The 16,329-nt window shown below is 38.7% G+C and carries 14 protein-coding genes and 1 tRNA gene; 12 read left to right on the forward strand and 3 right to left on the reverse strand.

All coding sequences use genetic code 11. From position 1 onward, the window contains the following. Nucleotides 1-65 precede the first annotated feature (65 nt). Both FBD94_RS02740 and FBD94_RS02745 read right to left on the reverse strand, forming a co-directional pair. Nucleotides 66-1,256, reverse strand: coding sequence for a metallophosphoesterase (locus tag FBD94_RS02740; RefSeq protein ID WP_136878978.1), 1,191 nt, complete (start codon nt 1,254-1,256; stop codon nt 66-68). Nucleotides 1,257-1,352: 96 nt separating this feature from the next. Beyond that, the gene (locus FBD94_RS02745; protein WP_235884351.1) at nt 1,353-2,051 is read right to left on the reverse strand and encodes an SMUG2 DNA glycosylase family protein; all 699 of its coding nucleotides are present in this window, start codon (nt 2,049-2,051) and stop codon (nt 1,353-1,355) included. Between the two features lie 278 nt (nt 2,052-2,329). On the opposite strand from FBD94_RS02745, the gene FBD94_RS02750 reads away from it, so the two are divergent. From FBD94_RS02750 to FBD94_RS02795, 10 genes are all read left to right on the forward strand, one after another. Continuing rightward, nucleotides 2,330-4,435: a HEPN domain-containing protein gene (locus tag FBD94_RS02750; protein ID WP_136878980.1), complete on the forward strand. Its 2,106-nt coding sequence runs from the start codon at nt 2,330-2,332 to the stop codon at nt 4,433-4,435. Then, the gene (gene cobA, locus FBD94_RS02755; protein ID WP_136878981.1) at nt 4,419-5,204 is read left to right on the forward strand and encodes a uroporphyrinogen-III C-methyltransferase; all 786 of its coding nucleotides are present in this window, start codon (nt 4,419-4,421) and stop codon (nt 5,202-5,204) included. Before FBD94_RS02750 ends, cobA begins: the two co-directional genes overlap by 17 nt. 5 nt (nt 5,205-5,209) lie before the next feature. After that, nucleotides 5,210-6,679, forward strand: a complete 1,470-nt coding sequence (locus FBD94_RS02760; protein WP_136878982.1) for a TSUP family transporter — start codon at nt 5,210-5,212, stop codon at nt 6,677-6,679. 2 nt (nt 6,680-6,681) lie between these two features. Beyond that, a complete protein-coding gene (locus FBD94_RS02765) occupies nt 6,682-7,386 on the forward strand; it encodes a phosphoadenylyl-sulfate reductase (RefSeq protein ID WP_136878983.1) in 705 nt (234 codons plus the stop codon). Between the two features lie 12 nt (nt 7,387-7,398). Then, the gene (gene cysD / locus FBD94_RS02770) at nt 7,399-8,304 is read left to right on the forward strand and encodes a sulfate adenylyltransferase subunit CysD (protein ID WP_136878984.1); all 906 of its coding nucleotides are present in this window, start codon (nt 7,399-7,401) and stop codon (nt 8,302-8,304) included. Continuing rightward, nucleotides 8,304-9,554 carry a sulfate adenylyltransferase subunit 1 gene (locus tag FBD94_RS02775; RefSeq protein ID WP_136878985.1) on the forward strand — a complete coding sequence of 417 codons (1,251 nt, stop codon included), beginning with the start codon at nt 8,304-8,306 and terminating at the stop codon, nt 9,552-9,554. The genes cysD and FBD94_RS02775 overlap by 1 nt, the downstream gene beginning before the upstream one ends. Nucleotides 9,555-9,640: 86 nt before the next feature. Next, nucleotides 9,641-11,047 (forward strand): glycogen synthase, encoded by a 1,407-nt coding sequence (locus tag FBD94_RS02780; RefSeq protein ID WP_136878986.1) that lies wholly within the window; start codon nt 9,641-9,643, stop codon nt 11,045-11,047. An 11-nt stretch (nt 11,048-11,058) separates the two neighbouring features. Next, on the forward strand, nt 11,059-12,330 hold the full coding sequence (locus tag FBD94_RS02785; RefSeq protein WP_136878987.1) for a glucose-1-phosphate adenylyltransferase: 1,272 nt from the start codon (nt 11,059-11,061) through the stop codon (nt 12,328-12,330). Between the two features lie 74 nt (nt 12,331-12,404). After that, on the forward strand, nt 12,405-13,202 hold the full coding sequence (locus FBD94_RS02790; protein WP_136878988.1) for an ABC transporter substrate-binding protein: 798 nt from the start codon (nt 12,405-12,407) through the stop codon (nt 13,200-13,202). 165 nt (nt 13,203-13,367) lie between these two features. Beyond that, nucleotides 13,368-13,449, forward strand: a tRNA-Leu gene (locus FBD94_RS02795). Nucleotides 13,450-13,564: 115 nt separating this feature from the next. On the opposite strand, the gene FBD94_RS02800 is transcribed toward FBD94_RS02795, so the two are convergent. After that, nucleotides 13,565-14,395 (reverse strand): hypothetical protein, encoded by an 831-nt coding sequence (locus FBD94_RS02800; protein WP_136878989.1) that lies wholly within the window; start codon nt 14,393-14,395, stop codon nt 13,565-13,567. A gap of 101 nt (nt 14,396-14,496) precedes the next feature. On the opposite strand from FBD94_RS02800, the gene FBD94_RS25875 reads away from it, so the two are divergent. Further along, on the forward strand, nt 14,497-14,655 hold the full coding sequence (locus FBD94_RS25875) for a hypothetical protein (protein ID WP_169472195.1): 159 nt from the start codon (nt 14,497-14,499) through the stop codon (nt 14,653-14,655). A 225-nt stretch (nt 14,656-14,880) separates the two neighbouring features. Continuing rightward, nucleotides 14,881-16,227 (forward strand): trigger factor, encoded by a 1,347-nt coding sequence (tig, locus tag FBD94_RS02805; RefSeq protein WP_136878990.1) that lies wholly within the window; start codon nt 14,881-14,883, stop codon nt 16,225-16,227. Nucleotides 16,228-16,329: the final 102 nt, after the last annotated feature.

Below are 16,329 nucleotides of genomic sequence, written 5' to 3' on the forward strand. Positions count from 1 at the left end.
CAAAAGTATAGAATTTAAACAATCGAAAATTGATTTTGTTAGAAAACAACCTTTCTATGATAAAATTATTCGCTAGATCTTTTAAGTTCAATCACTGTGATCTCAGGCCAAATACCTATTCGCCCCGAAAAACCCAGAAAACCGAAGCCCCTGTTGATGTTTAGATATCTACCATTTTTGCTGGCTATACCGGCCCAATGCGCATATCTATATTTAACAGGACTCCACTTTATGCCCAATGCTTCGATACCGAACTGCATTCCATGTGTATGGCCGGAAAGAGTTAGGTGTATTTTTGTGGGAAGCTTTTTCACCTCTTCATCCCAATGCGTAGGGTCGTGTGACAACAGTATTTTGAAGTCATTTGATTGTACATTGATCATTGCTTTATTAAGATCACCCCGTTGTCCAAAGCCAATACCCCAGTTCTCTACGCCTGCCAGGATAATTTGCTCAGCATCCTTATGTAAGGTGACGTGTTCATCCAATAGTAATTTAAATCCCAATTCTTGGTGGTATTTTTTTAGCTGCTCTAAGTTGGCACTTTTTTCACTTTCATTTTCCCACTTAATGTAGTCTCCATAGTCGTGGTTACCAAGTATGGAAAACTGGCCGAATGGTGCCTTTATTTGTGAAAAATAACTGATCCAAGGTTTAATTTCTTCGGCTTTGTTGTTGACAAGATCTCCGGTAAAAACGAATAAGTCTGACTGTTGTGCCTTAATTAAATCGATACCTCTTTGTACAGCTTTGGGGTTTTGGAAGCTCCCAGCATGTACATCAGAGATTTGCGTGATGGTAAAGCCATCAAAGCTTTGAGGAAGATCATCGAAGAATAAAGTGTGTTTAATGACTCGGTACGCGTATTTTCCTTTGATGATGCCATAAATAAAGATCAGGATAGTAAGGATAAAAAGAAATGCCGAAAACTCTACCCAGTATCCGTTTCGGGGTTTGCCCGCAAATAAACGATAAACATCTGCGGGTAATAACATCAGGATAAAAACAAGTTCGGCTACAAAGAGGACGAGGAAGGCATGGGTCGCTATTTTAAAAAAGATATCCATTCCATTGTCGCGCATTCTTTGCATGGCATAAGCAAGGGAGGCAGTTATAAGTATGATAAAAGTCCAGAAAGCCGGCGTGATGTTTGGGTGGGTACTAAGGGTATGAATGCCTGATAGTACATAACTGTTTATCAAAAAGAATAGTATGGCGATTACGGCAAAGGGCAAAAGGTTTGTTTTTCGTTTCATTGAACTTAAATTACACTTTGGATGGGAGAGTGTTTGGAGTGTTACATGAAATGACATTTTTATGTTAAAATTGGCTGATGCTTAGGCCGGATGATCCTAATGCTTAACAGAGTCAAAAGCTGAAATGTATTTATCAATATAGAATTGCTTTTCGGAGCTTTTATATTGCATGATGAATCTTGGATGTTCGAGGGCAATGATCTTTTTAAAAAAATGATGCTCCTCGTTCAGTTTATTAAGAAACTTTGCGTTTTTACCTGTACCAAAACAAAAGCAAGTGTCTGTGTAGACTCCGAGCTTAATGAGCTTGTGGATGCTTTCAATCATAAAGTCTTTAATAGAATGGATTAGTTCCTTGCTGTCGTAATAATTGTAGTTCTTTTCTTTGCCATTGTTATCAACTGAAGTAAAACCAAGCGGGGAGGGTGAGTTAATATAAAAGTCTTTGTAAAAAGCCTCAACACCGCCATAGGCTTTAATCATTTCGTAGATAAAAACAGAAGAGAGTTCATGTGTTATTCTCCCTTCGTATTTGATATGACACTCGCTCTTTAGCCTTTTGGGGTCTGTAAATGGTATACCTGTTAATCCAGCTCCAAGTCTACTTGGATTAATGCCCAGAATGAGATGTCTTGGGTTATTGTCGTTGTAGTACTTTTGATAGAAACTTTCAACGATTTCCATTGTCTGTTCAAATTCTGTAAAAGGATTCATAATCCGGATACCTGGAGGCAAGGGGGTACCTGTATATTTTAGATTTTTATTGAAAAGGATAGCTTTATCTGCAAATGTCATCAGGTTAAAAATACAAAATTTTATGATAGTACTTGTTTGTTTATCTGTGGATTGTAAATTAAGTAGCTGAAATTAAACATTTTAAATGTTATTTTTTGAAATATATACTACAAGTCCTGTATACTTTATATATTTGCTTTATGAACAAAACTAACAACAGCACTATTTATCTGAACATGCAAGCATGTATTAGGTAGGATTATAGGCTGTTGAGACATGATATTGAAGCTTCTCCGGTCTTACAGACAGAGGAGCTTTTTTTAAATAAGACCAAAAGTATGCAAAGTTTTAGGACAGAGTTAGAGAACCCAATTGTCGAAAAAGACATTATTGATCTTGAAAAAAAGATCAGGGAATTTCGCGAAGGTAAAATCCATGATGAAAAATTTAGGAGTCTACGTTTAGCACGTGGGGTTTACGGACAAAGACAGCCCGGTGTACAAATGGTGCGTATTAAATTGCCATTTGGAAAGGTGACGTTTAAACAATTGCTTCGTATATCTGACGTATCTGATGAATATGCAAGCAGAAACTTGCACCTCACCACTCGCCAGGATATTCAGATTCACTATGTGAGCCTGGACAGGACGCCGCAACTGTGGGAAGAATTGCAACGTGATGATGTAACGATCCGTGAAGCTTGTGGAAATACGGTTCGTAACGTAACCTCATCTCCAGATGCTGGGATTAACCCGAACGAACCTTTCGATGTTTCACCTTATGCACATGCTTTCTTTACCTACTTTTTGCGGAATCCGATTTGCCAGGAAATGGGTAGGAAGATTAAGTTCTCTTTTTCTTCCGATGAAAGGGACACTGCATTTAGTTATATCCATGATCTTGGTTTTATTCCTAAAATCAATGAGCAGGGAGAACGTGGTTTTAAAGTACTATTAGGTGGTGGCTTAGGAGCTCAACCTTTCTTAGCGGAGTTGGTTCACGAGTTTTTACATGAAGATCAGATCATTCCATATGCAGAATCTGTTTTAAGAGTGTTTGATCGTTATGGTGAAAGAGCGAATAGAAATAAGGCCCGCTTAAAATATTTGGTTCAGAAACTTGGGTTAGAAGAAGTATTAAGACTGATTGAAGAAGAACGTATTGCTAATAAAGTAAAGTCCTTTAAAATAGATCGAGACGCTGTCCCACAACCACAAATACCCGAATTAATTGATTATCCAGCTTTAGACGAGGTGGTTAATGCGATAGATTATAAACACTGGCGTGCAACAAACGTTGTTGCGCAAAAACAAGAGGGTTTTTACGCCATATATATCAAAGTAACTAAAGGAGATATCCCGACTGAGCTTGCTCGTAAATTGGTTGATGCGATAAGTCCTTACGCTGCTGATGAGATTCGTGTTACTCAAAATCAAGGGTTGATGCTAAAGTTTGTGAGAGCAGCTGCATTGCCTTCTTTGTACGTTGCATTGAACGAATTGGGTTTTGCGAAACCAGGATTTGATGGCGTAGGTGATGTGACCACTTGCCCAGGTACGGATACCTGTAACTTGGGTATCTCTAACAGTATGTCGCTTTCTGTTGCTTTGGAAGATGTTATTTATGAAGAATATCCAGAGCTGATTTATGATAAAGACATCAAAATAAAAATCAGCGGATGTATGAATTCCTGCGGACAGCATGGCTTGGCCCATATTGGTTTTCATGGTAGTTCGGTAAAAGCGAACGGCAAAGTTGTACCAGCTGTACAAGTGATGCTTGGGGGGGGGACTATTGGAGATGGAGCAGGAAGGGTAGCTGAACGTGTAATTAAAGCACCATCTAAACGTGCTACTGATGTGTTGAGAACAATCTTGAATGATTTTAGTGCCAATGCTGAAAAGGAGGAAACATTCCATCAGTATTACGACAGAAAGGGTAAAGATTATTTTTATCAGATGTTAAAGCCTTTGGCTGATTTAACCAATTTAAAAGACGAAGAATTTGTAGATTGGGGCCATGAAGGAATATTTATACCAGCCATAGGGGTGGGTGAGTGCGCCGGTGTGGTGATAGACTTAGTAGCTACCTTATTACTTGAAGCAGAAGAAAAATTAGATTGGGCAAAAGCCTCTTTTGAAGCCGAAGCTTGGTCTGATGCGATATACCATAGCTATGCGGTATTTGTAAGTACCGCAAAAGCATTGCTATTAGATAAAGGTGTGAACAGCAGTACACAAATTGGTATCATCCGCGAGTTTGATAACAACTACGTAGCTACAGGTGAAGTAGAACTGGAAGGTACATTTAACGACCTGGTACTTCAAATCAATAAAAATGAACCTACTAAAGAATTTGCAACGGTTTACTTAAATGCGGTTGATAAATTCTATAATCAAATGAAAGCTAAAAGAGAGGAGCAATTCAATGATCACTCAAATTAACAATAAAGAACCAAAAATAACACTTGTTGGTGCTGGTCCGGGTGATCCCGAACTAATTACCATGAAAGGTGCCAATGCCCTTAAAACAGCAGATGTTGTTTTATATGATGCATTGGTGAACGAAGGGGTTTTAGATTTTGCTAATCCTAATGCCATTAAAGTATATGTAGGTAAAAGATCAGGAGAGCGTTCTTATGGTCAGGATGCCATCAACAAATTAATGGTGGATTATGCACTTAACTATGGTCATGTAGTTCGTTTAAAAGGTGGAGATCCTTTTGTATTTGGCCGAGGATATGAAGAATTGGATTTTGCAGCAGGATATAGCATCCCGGTTTCGGTGATCCCTGGTTTATCGAGTTCTATTTCGGTACCGGGCTTGCAACAAATTCCGGTAACACATCGTGGTTTAAGCGAAAGCTTTTGGGTAGTTACTGGAACTACTGCTTCGGGCCAGATCTCTAACGATTTGTATGAAGCTGCGCGTTCAAAAGCAACGGTAGTGGTATTAATGGGGTTGGGCAAGCTGAAGGAGATTGTTAAGTTATTTCAAAACGAAGGCAAACATCAACTGCCAGTTGCAGCGATTCAAAGTGGTTCAACCGAAAATGAGAAGTTGGCCATTGGCGTAGTGGATACAATTGTAGAGCTGGTGGAAGAGAAAGGTATTAAAGCTCCGGCTTTACTTATTTTTGGTGAGGTGGTTTCCTTGCATCCTTCATTTCAACCCATCAAGGATTTTTATCAGGCACTTAAAGAAGAATTGTAGTTTTTATGGAAGGCAACCAGTTATTTCCTGTCTTCATTAAATTGAACTCCATACATACGCTATTGGTGGGTGCGGGACCTGTGGGTCTCGAGAAATTAACAGCAATACTTGGTAATAGTCCTGAAGCAAATGTAACTGTTATTGCTTTGGAGGTTTTACCAGAGGTAAAGCAGCTTGCAGAAAAGCATGAAAGGCTGAGCATTTTAACACGTGAATTTGATCCTTCTGACCTTGATGGTGTTGACCTGGTTGTTGCGGCTACAAATAACGACGAACTCAACCAACAGATCAGGGAAGAAGCTGACCGTAGGAATTTGCTGGTCAACTTTGCCGATAAGCCAGATCTATGCAATTTTTACTTAGGTTCTATTGTAAAAAAGGGCGATCTTAAAATAGCAATATCTACAAATGGAAAATCTCCTACCATTGCAAAAAGGTTAAAGGAGGTACTAAATGACAGTTTACCAGAAGAAATAAATGATACGCTGCAAAATATGCAGGCGCTTAGAAATACGCTGAACGGAGATTTTGCTGCAAAAGTTAAAAAGCTAAATGCAGTAACTTCGTCATTGGTTGATGGTAAAGGAGAGCGGACTAGCAGAGCTAATTTGAAATGGTTAATCTGGTCGGCTATTGTATTTTCATTTGCTATAGTAGTAGCTGTTTTTTGGCACAAAGAACCCGAGTTTCAGACATATATTGCCAACCTTAATCCAATGTTTTATTGGTTTTTAATTGGTGGATTTATTTTTGCCATGATTGATGGCGCAATAGGTATGTCGTATGGCGTAACCAGCACTTCATTTTCTTTAGCCATGGGTGTTCCCCCGGCTTCGGCAAGTATGGGTGTACATTTATCAGAGATTTTAAGCAATGGTATTGCCGGATGGATGCATTATCGTTTTGGTAACGTAAACTGGAAATTGTTTAAGCTATTGTTGATCCCTGGTATTATTGGCGCAGTAACAGGTGCTTATTTATTGTCTTCATTAGAGCATTATAGTAATTATACCAAACCAGTTGTTTCTTTATACACCTTAATACTAGGCTGCGTAATATTATCTAAGGCTTATCAGGTCAACCGTAAAAAAGCAGTCCAAAATGGGAAAATAAAAAAAATCTCGTTATTGGGTTTATTTGGAGGTTTTATAGATGCTGTTGGCGGCGGAGGCTGGGGTTCAATTGTATTGTCTAGCTTAATTGCTGGGGGAAGAAATGCCAGGTTCTCTTTAGGGACCGTAAAGATTACTCGCTTTTTTATTGCATTGATGAGTTCTTTAACCTTTATCACCATGTTAAATGGTGCACATTGGGAAGCTGTTGCAGGTTTGGTTATTGGAAGTGCGCTGGCATCGCCAATAGCAGCAAAAGTTTCCAATAAGATATCTGCTAAAACTATTATGGTTTCAGTTGGAGTTCTTGTGATTTTAGTGAGTCTGCGCAGTATCATCAATTTTATCCTAAAATTAGTTTAGTCATGAAGGAAAAATTAGCAGAAATAGCCGAAAAAATTAAGGGTCTTGATCCGGTAGCTGCCTTGCAATTTTTTGCAGATCAATATCCGGGAAAGATTGTTTTTTCTACAAGTTTTGGGTGGGAAGATCAGGTAATTACACACATGATTTTTGCCAATGATATCCCAATTGAAGTTTTTACACTAGAAACCGGTAGGTTATTTCCGGAAACATACTATGTGTGGAACCGTACTTTAGAAATTTATAATAAACCCATAAAAGCTTATTTCCCCGATACCGAAGCTGTACAGGCAATGGTGAATAAAAAAGGGCCAAGCAGCTTTTATGAGTCTGTAGAGAATAGAAAAGAATGCTGCGGGATTCGCAAGCTGGAGCCTTTAAAGAGAGCTTTAAAAGGAAATGATCTATGGGTTACTGGAATCAGGTCAGAACAATCTGTAAACAGACACGATATGTCTAACCTGGAATGGGATGAACAAAACCAGTTGATCAAATTTCACCCGATATTTTTCTGGTCTCTGGAAGAAGTGAAGGCGTATATAAAAGAGAATAATATTGTTTACAATACCTTACACGATAAGGGATTCCCAAGTATAGGTTGTGCACCTTGTACAAGGGCGGTTAGTGAGGGTGAGGATTTTAGGGCCGGCCGTTGGTGGTGGGAAGATCAATCAAAAAAAGAATGTGGTTTGCATGCCACAACGTAATTGCAACAGGATATGAGTAAGTATAATTTAGATTATTTAGACGAATTAGAGGCCGAGGCGATTCACATATTACGTGAGGTTGCAGGGCAATTTGAAAAACCGGCCTTACTGTTTTCAGGAGGTAAGGATTCTATTACATTGGTGCGTTTAGCTGAAAAGGCTTTCAGACCAGGTAAGTTTCCTTTTCCGCTGGTACACATAGATACTGGGCATAACTTCGAAGAAATCATTACTTACCGTGATGAAATGGTGCAACGATTGGGCGAAAAACTCATTGTAGGTAGTGTTCAGGAATCCATTGATCAAGGAAAGGTTGTGGAACAGACCGGTAAAAATGCCAGCAGAAATGCGCTACAAACCGTTACTCTTTTAGACACCATCGCGCTGCATGGTTTTGATGCCTGTATTGGTGGTGCCAGAAGAGATGAAGAAAAAGCACGCGCCAAGGAACGTATTTTTTCGGTAAGAGACGAGTTTGGTCAGTGGGACCCTAAGCGTCAGCGCCCCGAGTTATGGAACATTTACAATGGTCGAATTCATAAAGGCGAGAATGTACGGGTATTTCCAATCAGTAACTGGACCGAGCTTGATGTTTGGAACTATATCAAAAGAGAAAACATAAGTTTGCCTTCTATCTATTTTGCGCATTACAGAGATGTAATCACACGTAATGGACAGTTAATGGCAGCTTCTCCATTTTTAAATATGGATGAAGAGGATGTTGTTGAACATAAAAAAGTGAGGTTCCGTACAGTTGGGGACATGAGTTGTACTGCAGCTGTTGAATCTGATGCTGATCAGATTGATATAATCATTGAAGAAATCAGCGCATCAAAAATTAGTGAACGAGGTGCCCGCATGGACGATAAAGTTTCGGAAGCTGCTATGGAAGACCGCAAAAAGGGAGGATACTTTTAATGAATATACTTAAATTTTTTACAGCCGGTAGTGTTGATGATGGTAAGAGCACGCTTATTGGAAGGTTGTTATACGATACGGATTCCATCCTTGCTGATCAGTTAGAGGCTTTACAGCAATCTAACCGTAAAAATGATGACGGAACAATTGACCTTGCCATTTTAACTGATGGTTTAAGGGCAGAGCGTGAGCAGGGAATTACTATTGACGTGGCTTATAAATATTTTCAGACGGATAAACGTAAATTTATCATTGCTGATACCCCAGGCCATATACAATATACCCGTAATATGGTTACCGGAGCATCTACAGCCAAATTGGCAATCATTTTAATTGATGCCAGAAATGGTGTGGTTGAGCAAACTATCCGCCATTCGTATTTGGTGTCCTTATTGGGTATTGAGCATGTGGTAGTGTGTTTAAATAAAATGGATATGGTGGGATATAGCGAAACCGTATTTACAGCAATTACTGATAAGTATAAAACGTTGGCAGCTCAATTGAATTTAAAGGATGTGAATTTTATTCCTGTAAGTGCTTTGAAGGGGGATAACGTGGTAAATGAGTCAGAAAATATGAGCTGGTATCATGGACGTAGTTTATTACATTTTCTGGAGACTGTTGATGTAGAGACTGGGGCTGAGTCTGATCTTGCACGTATGCCTGTACAGTGGGTGGTAAGGCCGCAGACCGACGAGTTACACGATTACAGAGGCTATGCCGGCCGTATTTTAAGTGGCGAATTTAATGTAAATGATAAGGTTACCGTTTTACCATCTGGAAGTAGCTCTATTATTGAACGGATAGAAATATTTGATCAGCAGCCTGCTACTGCCTTTGCGGGCCAGTCGGTAACGCTTCATTTAAAAGATAATATTGACATCAGTAGAGGTGATGTATTGGTTAATGCCGACCATTTGCCACAAAGCTCTAAGCTTATAGAAGCTGATGTATGCTGGATGGACGCAAGGCCACTTGATGATAGCATTACTTATCTATTGCAACACAATAGCAAGGTGACGAAATGTAAAATTCGAGAAATAGTTTATAAAGTGGATATCAATACGCTGGAGAAACAAGAAGCGCATGATTTTAAGTTGAATGATATTGGTCGGATAGTTTTGAAAACGGCAGATGAGCTAGCGTTTGATTTGTACACAGATAATAAAGCCAATGGTGCAGCTATTTTGATCGATAGTAGAACCAATTTAACAGCAGCGGCATTGATGTTCAGGGCTGTAGCAGATTAAAATCTAATTAAATAATTTATTTACGTTAAATATTTGCATTCCTTATTGTAATCGCTATTTTAAGGTGATTTTTAAAGCCTCAAAATATGGAGATTATACACCTTAGTGCAGAATGTTATCCTATAGCTAAAGTTGGTGGTTTAGGTGACGTTGTGGGTGCCTTGCCAAAGTATCAAAACAAGCTTGGGCATGTAGCTAAGGTAGTAATGCCTGCGTATCATAACAAGTTTATACAGGAGAATGAATTTGAGGTAGTTTATGATGGCTGGGGTAAACTTGGCTTTCATAATTTTACCGTAAAGATATTTAGGGAGATGACCAATAAGTTGGGCTTTGACCTATATCTGGTCCATATTTCAGGCCTATTGGATAGGGAAATGGTGTATGGTTATGATGACGATACAGAGCGTTTTCTGGCTTATCAGATAGCCGTACTTGATTGGATGGCTCAATGGGAACATCGTCCTGATGTGATCCATTGCCACGACCATCATACCGGCTTAGTACCTTTTATGGTCGCCAATTGTCATCAGTTTAAAAGTTTATGTCATATTCCTACAGTGCTAACCATTCACAATGCCCAATACCAGGGGCAATTTGGTTGGGATAAGTTGCACTATATTCCGGCGTTTGAACTTTGGAAATCTGGTCAGTTAGATTGGAAGGGGGCTATTAATCCCTTGGCTTCGGCGATTAAATGTGCATGGCGGGTAACTACGGTTTCACCAAGTTATTTGGATGAGATCAGCTTTAAAGCTAATGGACTTGAAGATTTGCTTGCCCAGGAACGCAGTAAGTCTTTCGGTATACTTAATGGAATTGATAATGAAGTCTGGAATCCGCAGGCGGATCCCATGCTGGAAAAAAAATATAACCTTCGGACAGTAGATGCCGGGAAGCGGGCAAATAAAGAAGCACTTTGTAAGGTCTTTAATCTGGATCCGGAAAAACCATTGTTTACTTTCATCGGTCGGTTGGTGGGTGAAAAGGGAGCTGATTTGCTTCCAGATATATTTTACAATGCTTTAATCACTTATAATGGAGAAATAAATGTACTGGTACTTGGATCTGGTGATCCACAGGTAGAAGGTAGATTGTCGCAATTGAAAGAAGCATTTCCAGGAAATTACAATGTTTACATAGGGTACAATGAGCAGCTGTCGCACCAGATTTATGCGGGGGCAGATTTTCTGTTGATGCCAAGTCGGGTAGAGCCTTGTGGCTTAAACCAAATGTATGCTTTAAGATATGGAACTATCCCTATTGTGAGAAGAATTGGTGGACTAAAAGATACAGTGATTGATATTGGGGATGGTGGTTTTGGTATTTGTCATGATCAGAGTAGTGTTTGGGATGTAGGACATGCTATAGGTCGGGCTTATGAGTTATATGTCAATGCGAAAGAAGTAAAAGAAATACGTAAGTTTATAATGCAGCTGGATCATTCATGGGATAAGGCAGCGCAACAATATATACATCTATACCAAATATAAAATGAAAAATTATGACTGACAATGTATTGGGGGTAATCCTTGGCGGTGGTCAAGGTTCAAGGCTGGCGCCATTAACGCAAACTCGCTCTAAACCAGCGGTACCCATAGGAGGGAAATATCGTTTGGTAGATATCCCAATCTCTAATTGCCTAAATTCAGGCATACAGCGGATGTTTGTTTTAACGCAATTCAATTCTGCATCATTAAATAAACACATTAAAAACACCTATCATTTTAGTCATTTTAGTGGAGCGTTTGTTGATATTCTTGCTGCTGAGCAAACACCTGATAATCCAACTTGGTTTCAGGGAACAGCAGATGCGGTTAGACAAACTATGCACCATTTGCTGAACCATGAGTTTGAGTATGCGTTGATTTTATCTGGCGATCAGTTATACCAGATGGATTTCAATAAAATGGTACAGGAACATGCCAGTAAAGGGGCGGAAGTAAGTATTGCTACGATTCCGGTAACCGCAAAAGATGCTACAGATTTTGGAATATTAAAGGTCAATGAAGATAGTTTTATTACTTCTTTTATAGAAAAACCAGCTGCAGAATTGCTGGTCGATTGGTCCTCTGATACAGGTGCAGAAATGCAAGCAGAGGGGCGCGATTATCTTGCCTCGATGGGTATTTACATCTTCAATAGGGATTTACTGGTTAAAATTCTGTTAGAGAATCCTGATGAGAAGGATTTTGGTAAAGAGATTATCCCAAGGGCAATGGCACATAATAAAGTATTGAGTTTTCAATATGAGGGCTATTGGACGGATATAGGGAATATATCTTCATTTTTTGAAGCCAATTTAGGCCTTACAGATGATATCCCTAAATTCAATCTATTTGACAGTCATCAAAGCATATTTACACGTGCAAGGATGTTGCCGCCTTCAAAAATATTAGGCACTACTTTAAACAAAGCAATAATTGCTGAAGGCTGTATTTTACAGGCTGCGGAAATTAAACACGCTGTGATTGGTATTCGCTCAAGAATAGGTATAGGTACGATTATAGAGAGTGTTTATGTGATGGGTAGTGATCGGTATCAGACCTTACAGGAAATTCAAGAGGAAACCGCTAAAGAGAAACCGCTGATAGGAATTGGTGATCGGTGTAAAATTGTGAATGCACTGATTGATAAGAATTCTAGAATCGGTAATGATGTGCAGATTATTGGCGGTGATCATTTGCCTGATGGCGACCATCCTTTGTATACGGTTAAGGACGGTATAGTTGTGGTTAAAAAAGGAGCGGTAATTCCAAATGGTACAGTGATCTAAACCAAACAAATGCATCTTTTACAATGGTTCGCGCAGCATCTGTTCGAACCATTTTTGTTAACTATCTTTGCATCATGCAGCGCAGTTTTACAGATCAGTTGGGTAACACCATTCAATTTAATTATCCCCCAAAAAGGATCATTTCCTTAGTTCCTTCTCAGACAGAGTTATTATTTGATTTGGGTTTGGATAAGGAGGTGATTGGTTTGACTAAATTCTGCATTCATCCAGTTGGGAAATTTGCAGAACGAGTAAAAGTGGGGGGGACTAAGAAGTTAAATATTGAACTGATACGTAGTTTAAAACCTGATCTGATCATTGGAAACAAAGAAGAAAATACGCAAGCTCAGATAGAGGAGTTGATGGTAGAGTTTCCTGTATGGATGAGTGATATTTACAATTTGGAGGATGCTAAAAATACAATAGCTCAAATAGGAGGATTGGTTGATCGACAGCCAGAGGCAGCTTATCTAAATCACCTGATCAATGCTGGATTTAATGATTTGCAGACTTTAGCATTGCAACAGGGAATTGACAAAAAGGTAGCTTACTTGATATGGAAAGATCCTTATATGCTGGCTGGCAGGAATACTTTTATTGATGATATTTTGACTTTAAACGGATTGCAGAATGTGATTAAGCAAAGTCGATACCCTGAATTAGAGTTGGAGGCTCTCGTGGATTTAAAACCAGACTTGATTTTTCTTTCTTCGGAGCCTTATCCTTTTAAAGAAAAACATCTGGAAGAAATAAGGACTTTAATTCCAGACGCCAAAGTAATGCTTGTGGACGGTGAAATGTTTTCCTGGTATGGAAGTAGGTTGGTTAAAGCTGTTCAATATCTTTTTCAATTGCAAAAAGAATTATTGTAAAAATGGGTTTGTACTGCATGTGTGCTAATAGCTGGGAAATAAAATGAAAAATATTTTTCCTGTAAACCAGTCGGTTAACTAAAGCTGTTGAATATAATTCAGAAATCTTTTTGACTTATAAAAATAATATCTACATTTGCAATCCCGAAAGGGAACATCCTAACTGCGGAAGTGGCGTAATTGGTAGCCGCACCAGACTTAGGATCTGGCGCTTCACGGCGTGGGGGTTCGAGTCCCTTCTTCCGCACAATGATTAAAGACAGCCCGAAAGGCTGTCTTTTTTTGTTAAGGGATTTTTGAGTGACTGCCGGGCCGGGGAGAATTTGGGATCGGCGGAATTCATGCTGTGAATTTGGTGCGACCTATTGATCAGTTGTCTTTTTTTTCTTCTTATCTAACTTCTTCCGTTTCTTTTTTTCGTTGAATACCATTTGATCCCAAGTTTCCTGGATTTCGATTTCTCCCGGACAAAATGCTGCTTTTAATATCGCGGATGGGCTTAGCTCTTTATTGTTGATTACCGCTTTCCCTGCGAATGTTTTTTCAGAATAATATAAGCCCAAGGCAATTACACACAGCGCACCGGGAGTACCTTTAAAATTCAATTGTCGTACAGGAATTGTAAAGGGCTGGCCATTGAGTTCAATTTCAAAGGACTGTATTTCCTGACCTTCATACCTGTCATTATTCAGGTCAAATAGTGTTACGCTAAAAGCAACGGTGCAGTACCTGGCTTTTGTCGGAAATTTTAAATCTTTGGGAATCTGCATCTCTGGCAGATCTATGGTTACCTGTTGTTCAGTAAGGCTGACCATGGGTTGTGCAAACAAATAGTTTTTTACGGGCGATTCCCCGTTAAATTCAAAACCATTGAGACGACTAAAGTAATCCTGACTGAAGTCGAAGACATTATCTTTACCGGTAGAAGCTTTCTGGAGGATCTGATTGCATTCGCCCGTAAACCGTGAGATCATTCCTCCGTCGTAGAAGCTTATAAGATCATGTGCACCAGCTCTTAGGTATGATGCCAATGTACTTGCCCGTCCAAAAACAAAAGCGGCATCAAATGTTGCCTGCGTCATGTCTATTTGCGCCTTTTTAGACTTGCCTTGTACAACTTGTTTTTTTCCTTGTTTTTTAAATATGACATCCCCGGCAGCTCCGCGGATGAATTTACCATCAAATATGGCCATAATTATAATGAGTTAAGAGAGTGATTATAAAAGGTTCTGGAACAGATCGATATAACTGTATAGTAAATCTATATATTATTTATGTCAAATCCAAGTATTTAATGAAAAATATGGACTTGATATGGATTCACTATGGACTTACTATGGAGTTAATATGTAACATAACCCTTAAATTGTCCTTAAATCTCCATTGCGGAGCGCAGGGGAATGTAGATGAAATAGACGTGTATTGGTGTGAAGGAGATGTGAATAAACCTTAATCTTGTGAAGAGGTATCTTATATGCCTTTGGAGCACTGAAGATCAGGCAATGTGCAAGCACAATATTTTCAATTATAAGCTTTGAAATCAACAAAAAACCATATATTTGCGCCCTCGAAAGGGAGATTTGAGCGGTAGATTGGAAGTTGATCTTCCGCAGTAAACTTCCTCCGCAACACGGGGGATTTTTTGTATATAGATATTAATAATTATTGATTCAGAAAGATGAACATTACACAGGAAAAAATTAACGACTTAAACGCGGTTGTAAAAATTAAGATTGCGCCTGAAGATTATACTGAAAAGGTTGATAAAGCTATAAAAGAACAAGCTAAAAAAGCGACGCTTCCAGGTTTCCGTAAAGGAATGGTTCCTGCAGGTCACATTAAAAAGATGTACGGCAGAAGTATTCTTGTAGAAGAAATCAATAATTTGTTAAGTGAGACATTAAACAAACACCTTACAGACAATAAAGTAGAAATCCTTGGTCAGCCTTTACCTGTAATGGATGATTCTAAAGAATTTAAATGGGATAACACGGATGAGTTTGAATTTGATTATGAATTAGGACTTGCTCCGGCAATTGATGTAACGATCACTTCTAAAGATAAGTTTACTCAATATATCGTTAAAGCTGATGCTGAAACGCTTGCTGCACGTATCAAAAATATCCGCAGAAGCTATGGCAAAATGACAAACCCTGAAGTTTCGGCAGAAGATGACGTTCTTTATGCAGAATTAGTGCAACTTTCGGCAGATGGTTCAGTTTTTGAAGGTGGAATTACACAAACAGGATCTATTCGTTTAGATCAGGTTGTAGATAAAAAGATTTTAAAATCTTTAATCGGTTTAAAAAAGGATGATGTTGTAGAACTTGATCTTCAGAAAGCTTTTGATAAAAATGAGGTAATCATTGCCAAAATTTTAAACATCAGCGAAGAAGATGCTAAAGATTTACAATCTAAATTCCAGGTAACGGTTAAAAATGTAAACCGTTTAGAGGAAGCTGATTTGAACCAGGAGTTCTTTGATAAAATATTTGGTGAAGGTGTAGTGACTGACGAGGCTGGTTTTACCGCTAAAATCACTGAGGAAATTGAAAGTATGTTTAAACAGGATGCGGATCGCAAACTGCAAAACGACATCTACACTAAACTGATTGAAAGCGTAAATATTGAATTACCTGATGCATTTTTACGTAAGTGGTTAAAAGCTACTAACGAAAAATTAACTGAGGAGGAATTGGCTGAAGGTTATGATGATTTTGCTAAAAACCTGAAATGGACTTTAATCGAGAATAAATTGATTAAAGACAATAGCATCGAAATTAAATATGAAGATGTTTTCCAGACAGCTAAACAACGTTTAGACGCGCAGTTCAGAATGTATAGCCCAAGTCCAATGCCAGAAGATCAATTGGCACAGTATACGGCTACTTTCTTGAAAGAGAAAGACAATGCAAACCGTATTTTTGATGAGGTGAAAGCGCTTAAAGTTTTCGAATACATTCAATCAGTAGCTACCTTAGACCAAAAGGATATAGCTTATAATAAATTTATAGAGTTAAAATAAGCGCCGTTTTTGTACGGTAAAGTTTTAATTTTTAATAGAATAACGAATAAGGCGGCTTTATTTAAGGCCGCCTTATTTATATAAAAGGAAACTCAAATTTTA

Origin of the sequence: Pedobacter hiemivivus (assembly GCF_005144565.1) — a bacterium.
GTDB classification, from domain to species: domain Bacteria; phylum Bacteroidota; class Bacteroidia; order Sphingobacteriales; family Sphingobacteriaceae; genus Pedobacter; species Pedobacter hiemivivus.

Bases quoted from the DNA above. Each gene is read 5' to 3' on its own strand.
- FBD94_RS02780 (WP_136878986.1), top strand. From the start codon at position 9,641: ATGGAGATTATACACCTTAGTGCAGAATGTTATCCTATAGCTAAAGTT.
- tig (WP_136878990.1), top strand. From the start codon at position 14,881: ATGAACATTACACAGGAAAAAATTAACGACTTAAACGCGGTTGTAAAA.
- cobA (WP_136878981.1), top strand. From the start codon at position 4,419: ATGATCACTCAAATTAACAATAAAGAACCAAAAATAACACTTGTTGGT.
- FBD94_RS02800 (WP_136878989.1), bottom strand. From the start codon at position 14,395: ATGGCCATATTTGATGGTAAATTCATCCGCGGAGCTGCCGGGGATGTC.
- FBD94_RS02765 (WP_136878983.1), top strand. From the start codon at position 6,682: ATGAAGGAAAAATTAGCAGAAATAGCCGAAAAAATTAAGGGTCTTGAT.
- FBD94_RS02750 (WP_136878980.1), top strand. From the start codon at position 2,330: ATGCAAAGTTTTAGGACAGAGTTAGAGAACCCAATTGTCGAAAAAGAC.
- FBD94_RS02785 (WP_136878987.1), top strand. From the start codon at position 11,059: ATGACTGACAATGTATTGGGGGTAATCCTTGGCGGTGGTCAAGGTTCA.
- FBD94_RS02775 (WP_136878985.1), top strand. From the start codon at position 8,304: ATGAATATACTTAAATTTTTTACAGCCGGTAGTGTTGATGATGGTAAG.
- FBD94_RS02760 (WP_136878982.1), top strand. From the start codon at position 5,210: ATGGAAGGCAACCAGTTATTTCCTGTCTTCATTAAATTGAACTCCATA.
- cysD (WP_136878984.1), top strand. From the start codon at position 7,399: ATGAGTAAGTATAATTTAGATTATTTAGACGAATTAGAGGCCGAGGCG.
- FBD94_RS02740 (WP_136878978.1), bottom strand. From the start codon at position 1,256: ATGAAACGAAAAACAAACCTTTTGCCCTTTGCCGTAATCGCCATACTA.
- FBD94_RS02745 (WP_235884351.1), bottom strand. From the start codon at position 2,051: ATGACATTTGCAGATAAAGCTATCCTTTTCAATAAAAATCTAAAATAT.
- FBD94_RS02790 (WP_136878988.1), top strand. From the start codon at position 12,405: ATGCAGCGCAGTTTTACAGATCAGTTGGGTAACACCATTCAATTTAAT.
- FBD94_RS25875 (WP_169472195.1), top strand. From the start codon at position 14,497: ATGAAAAATATGGACTTGATATGGATTCACTATGGACTTACTATGGAG.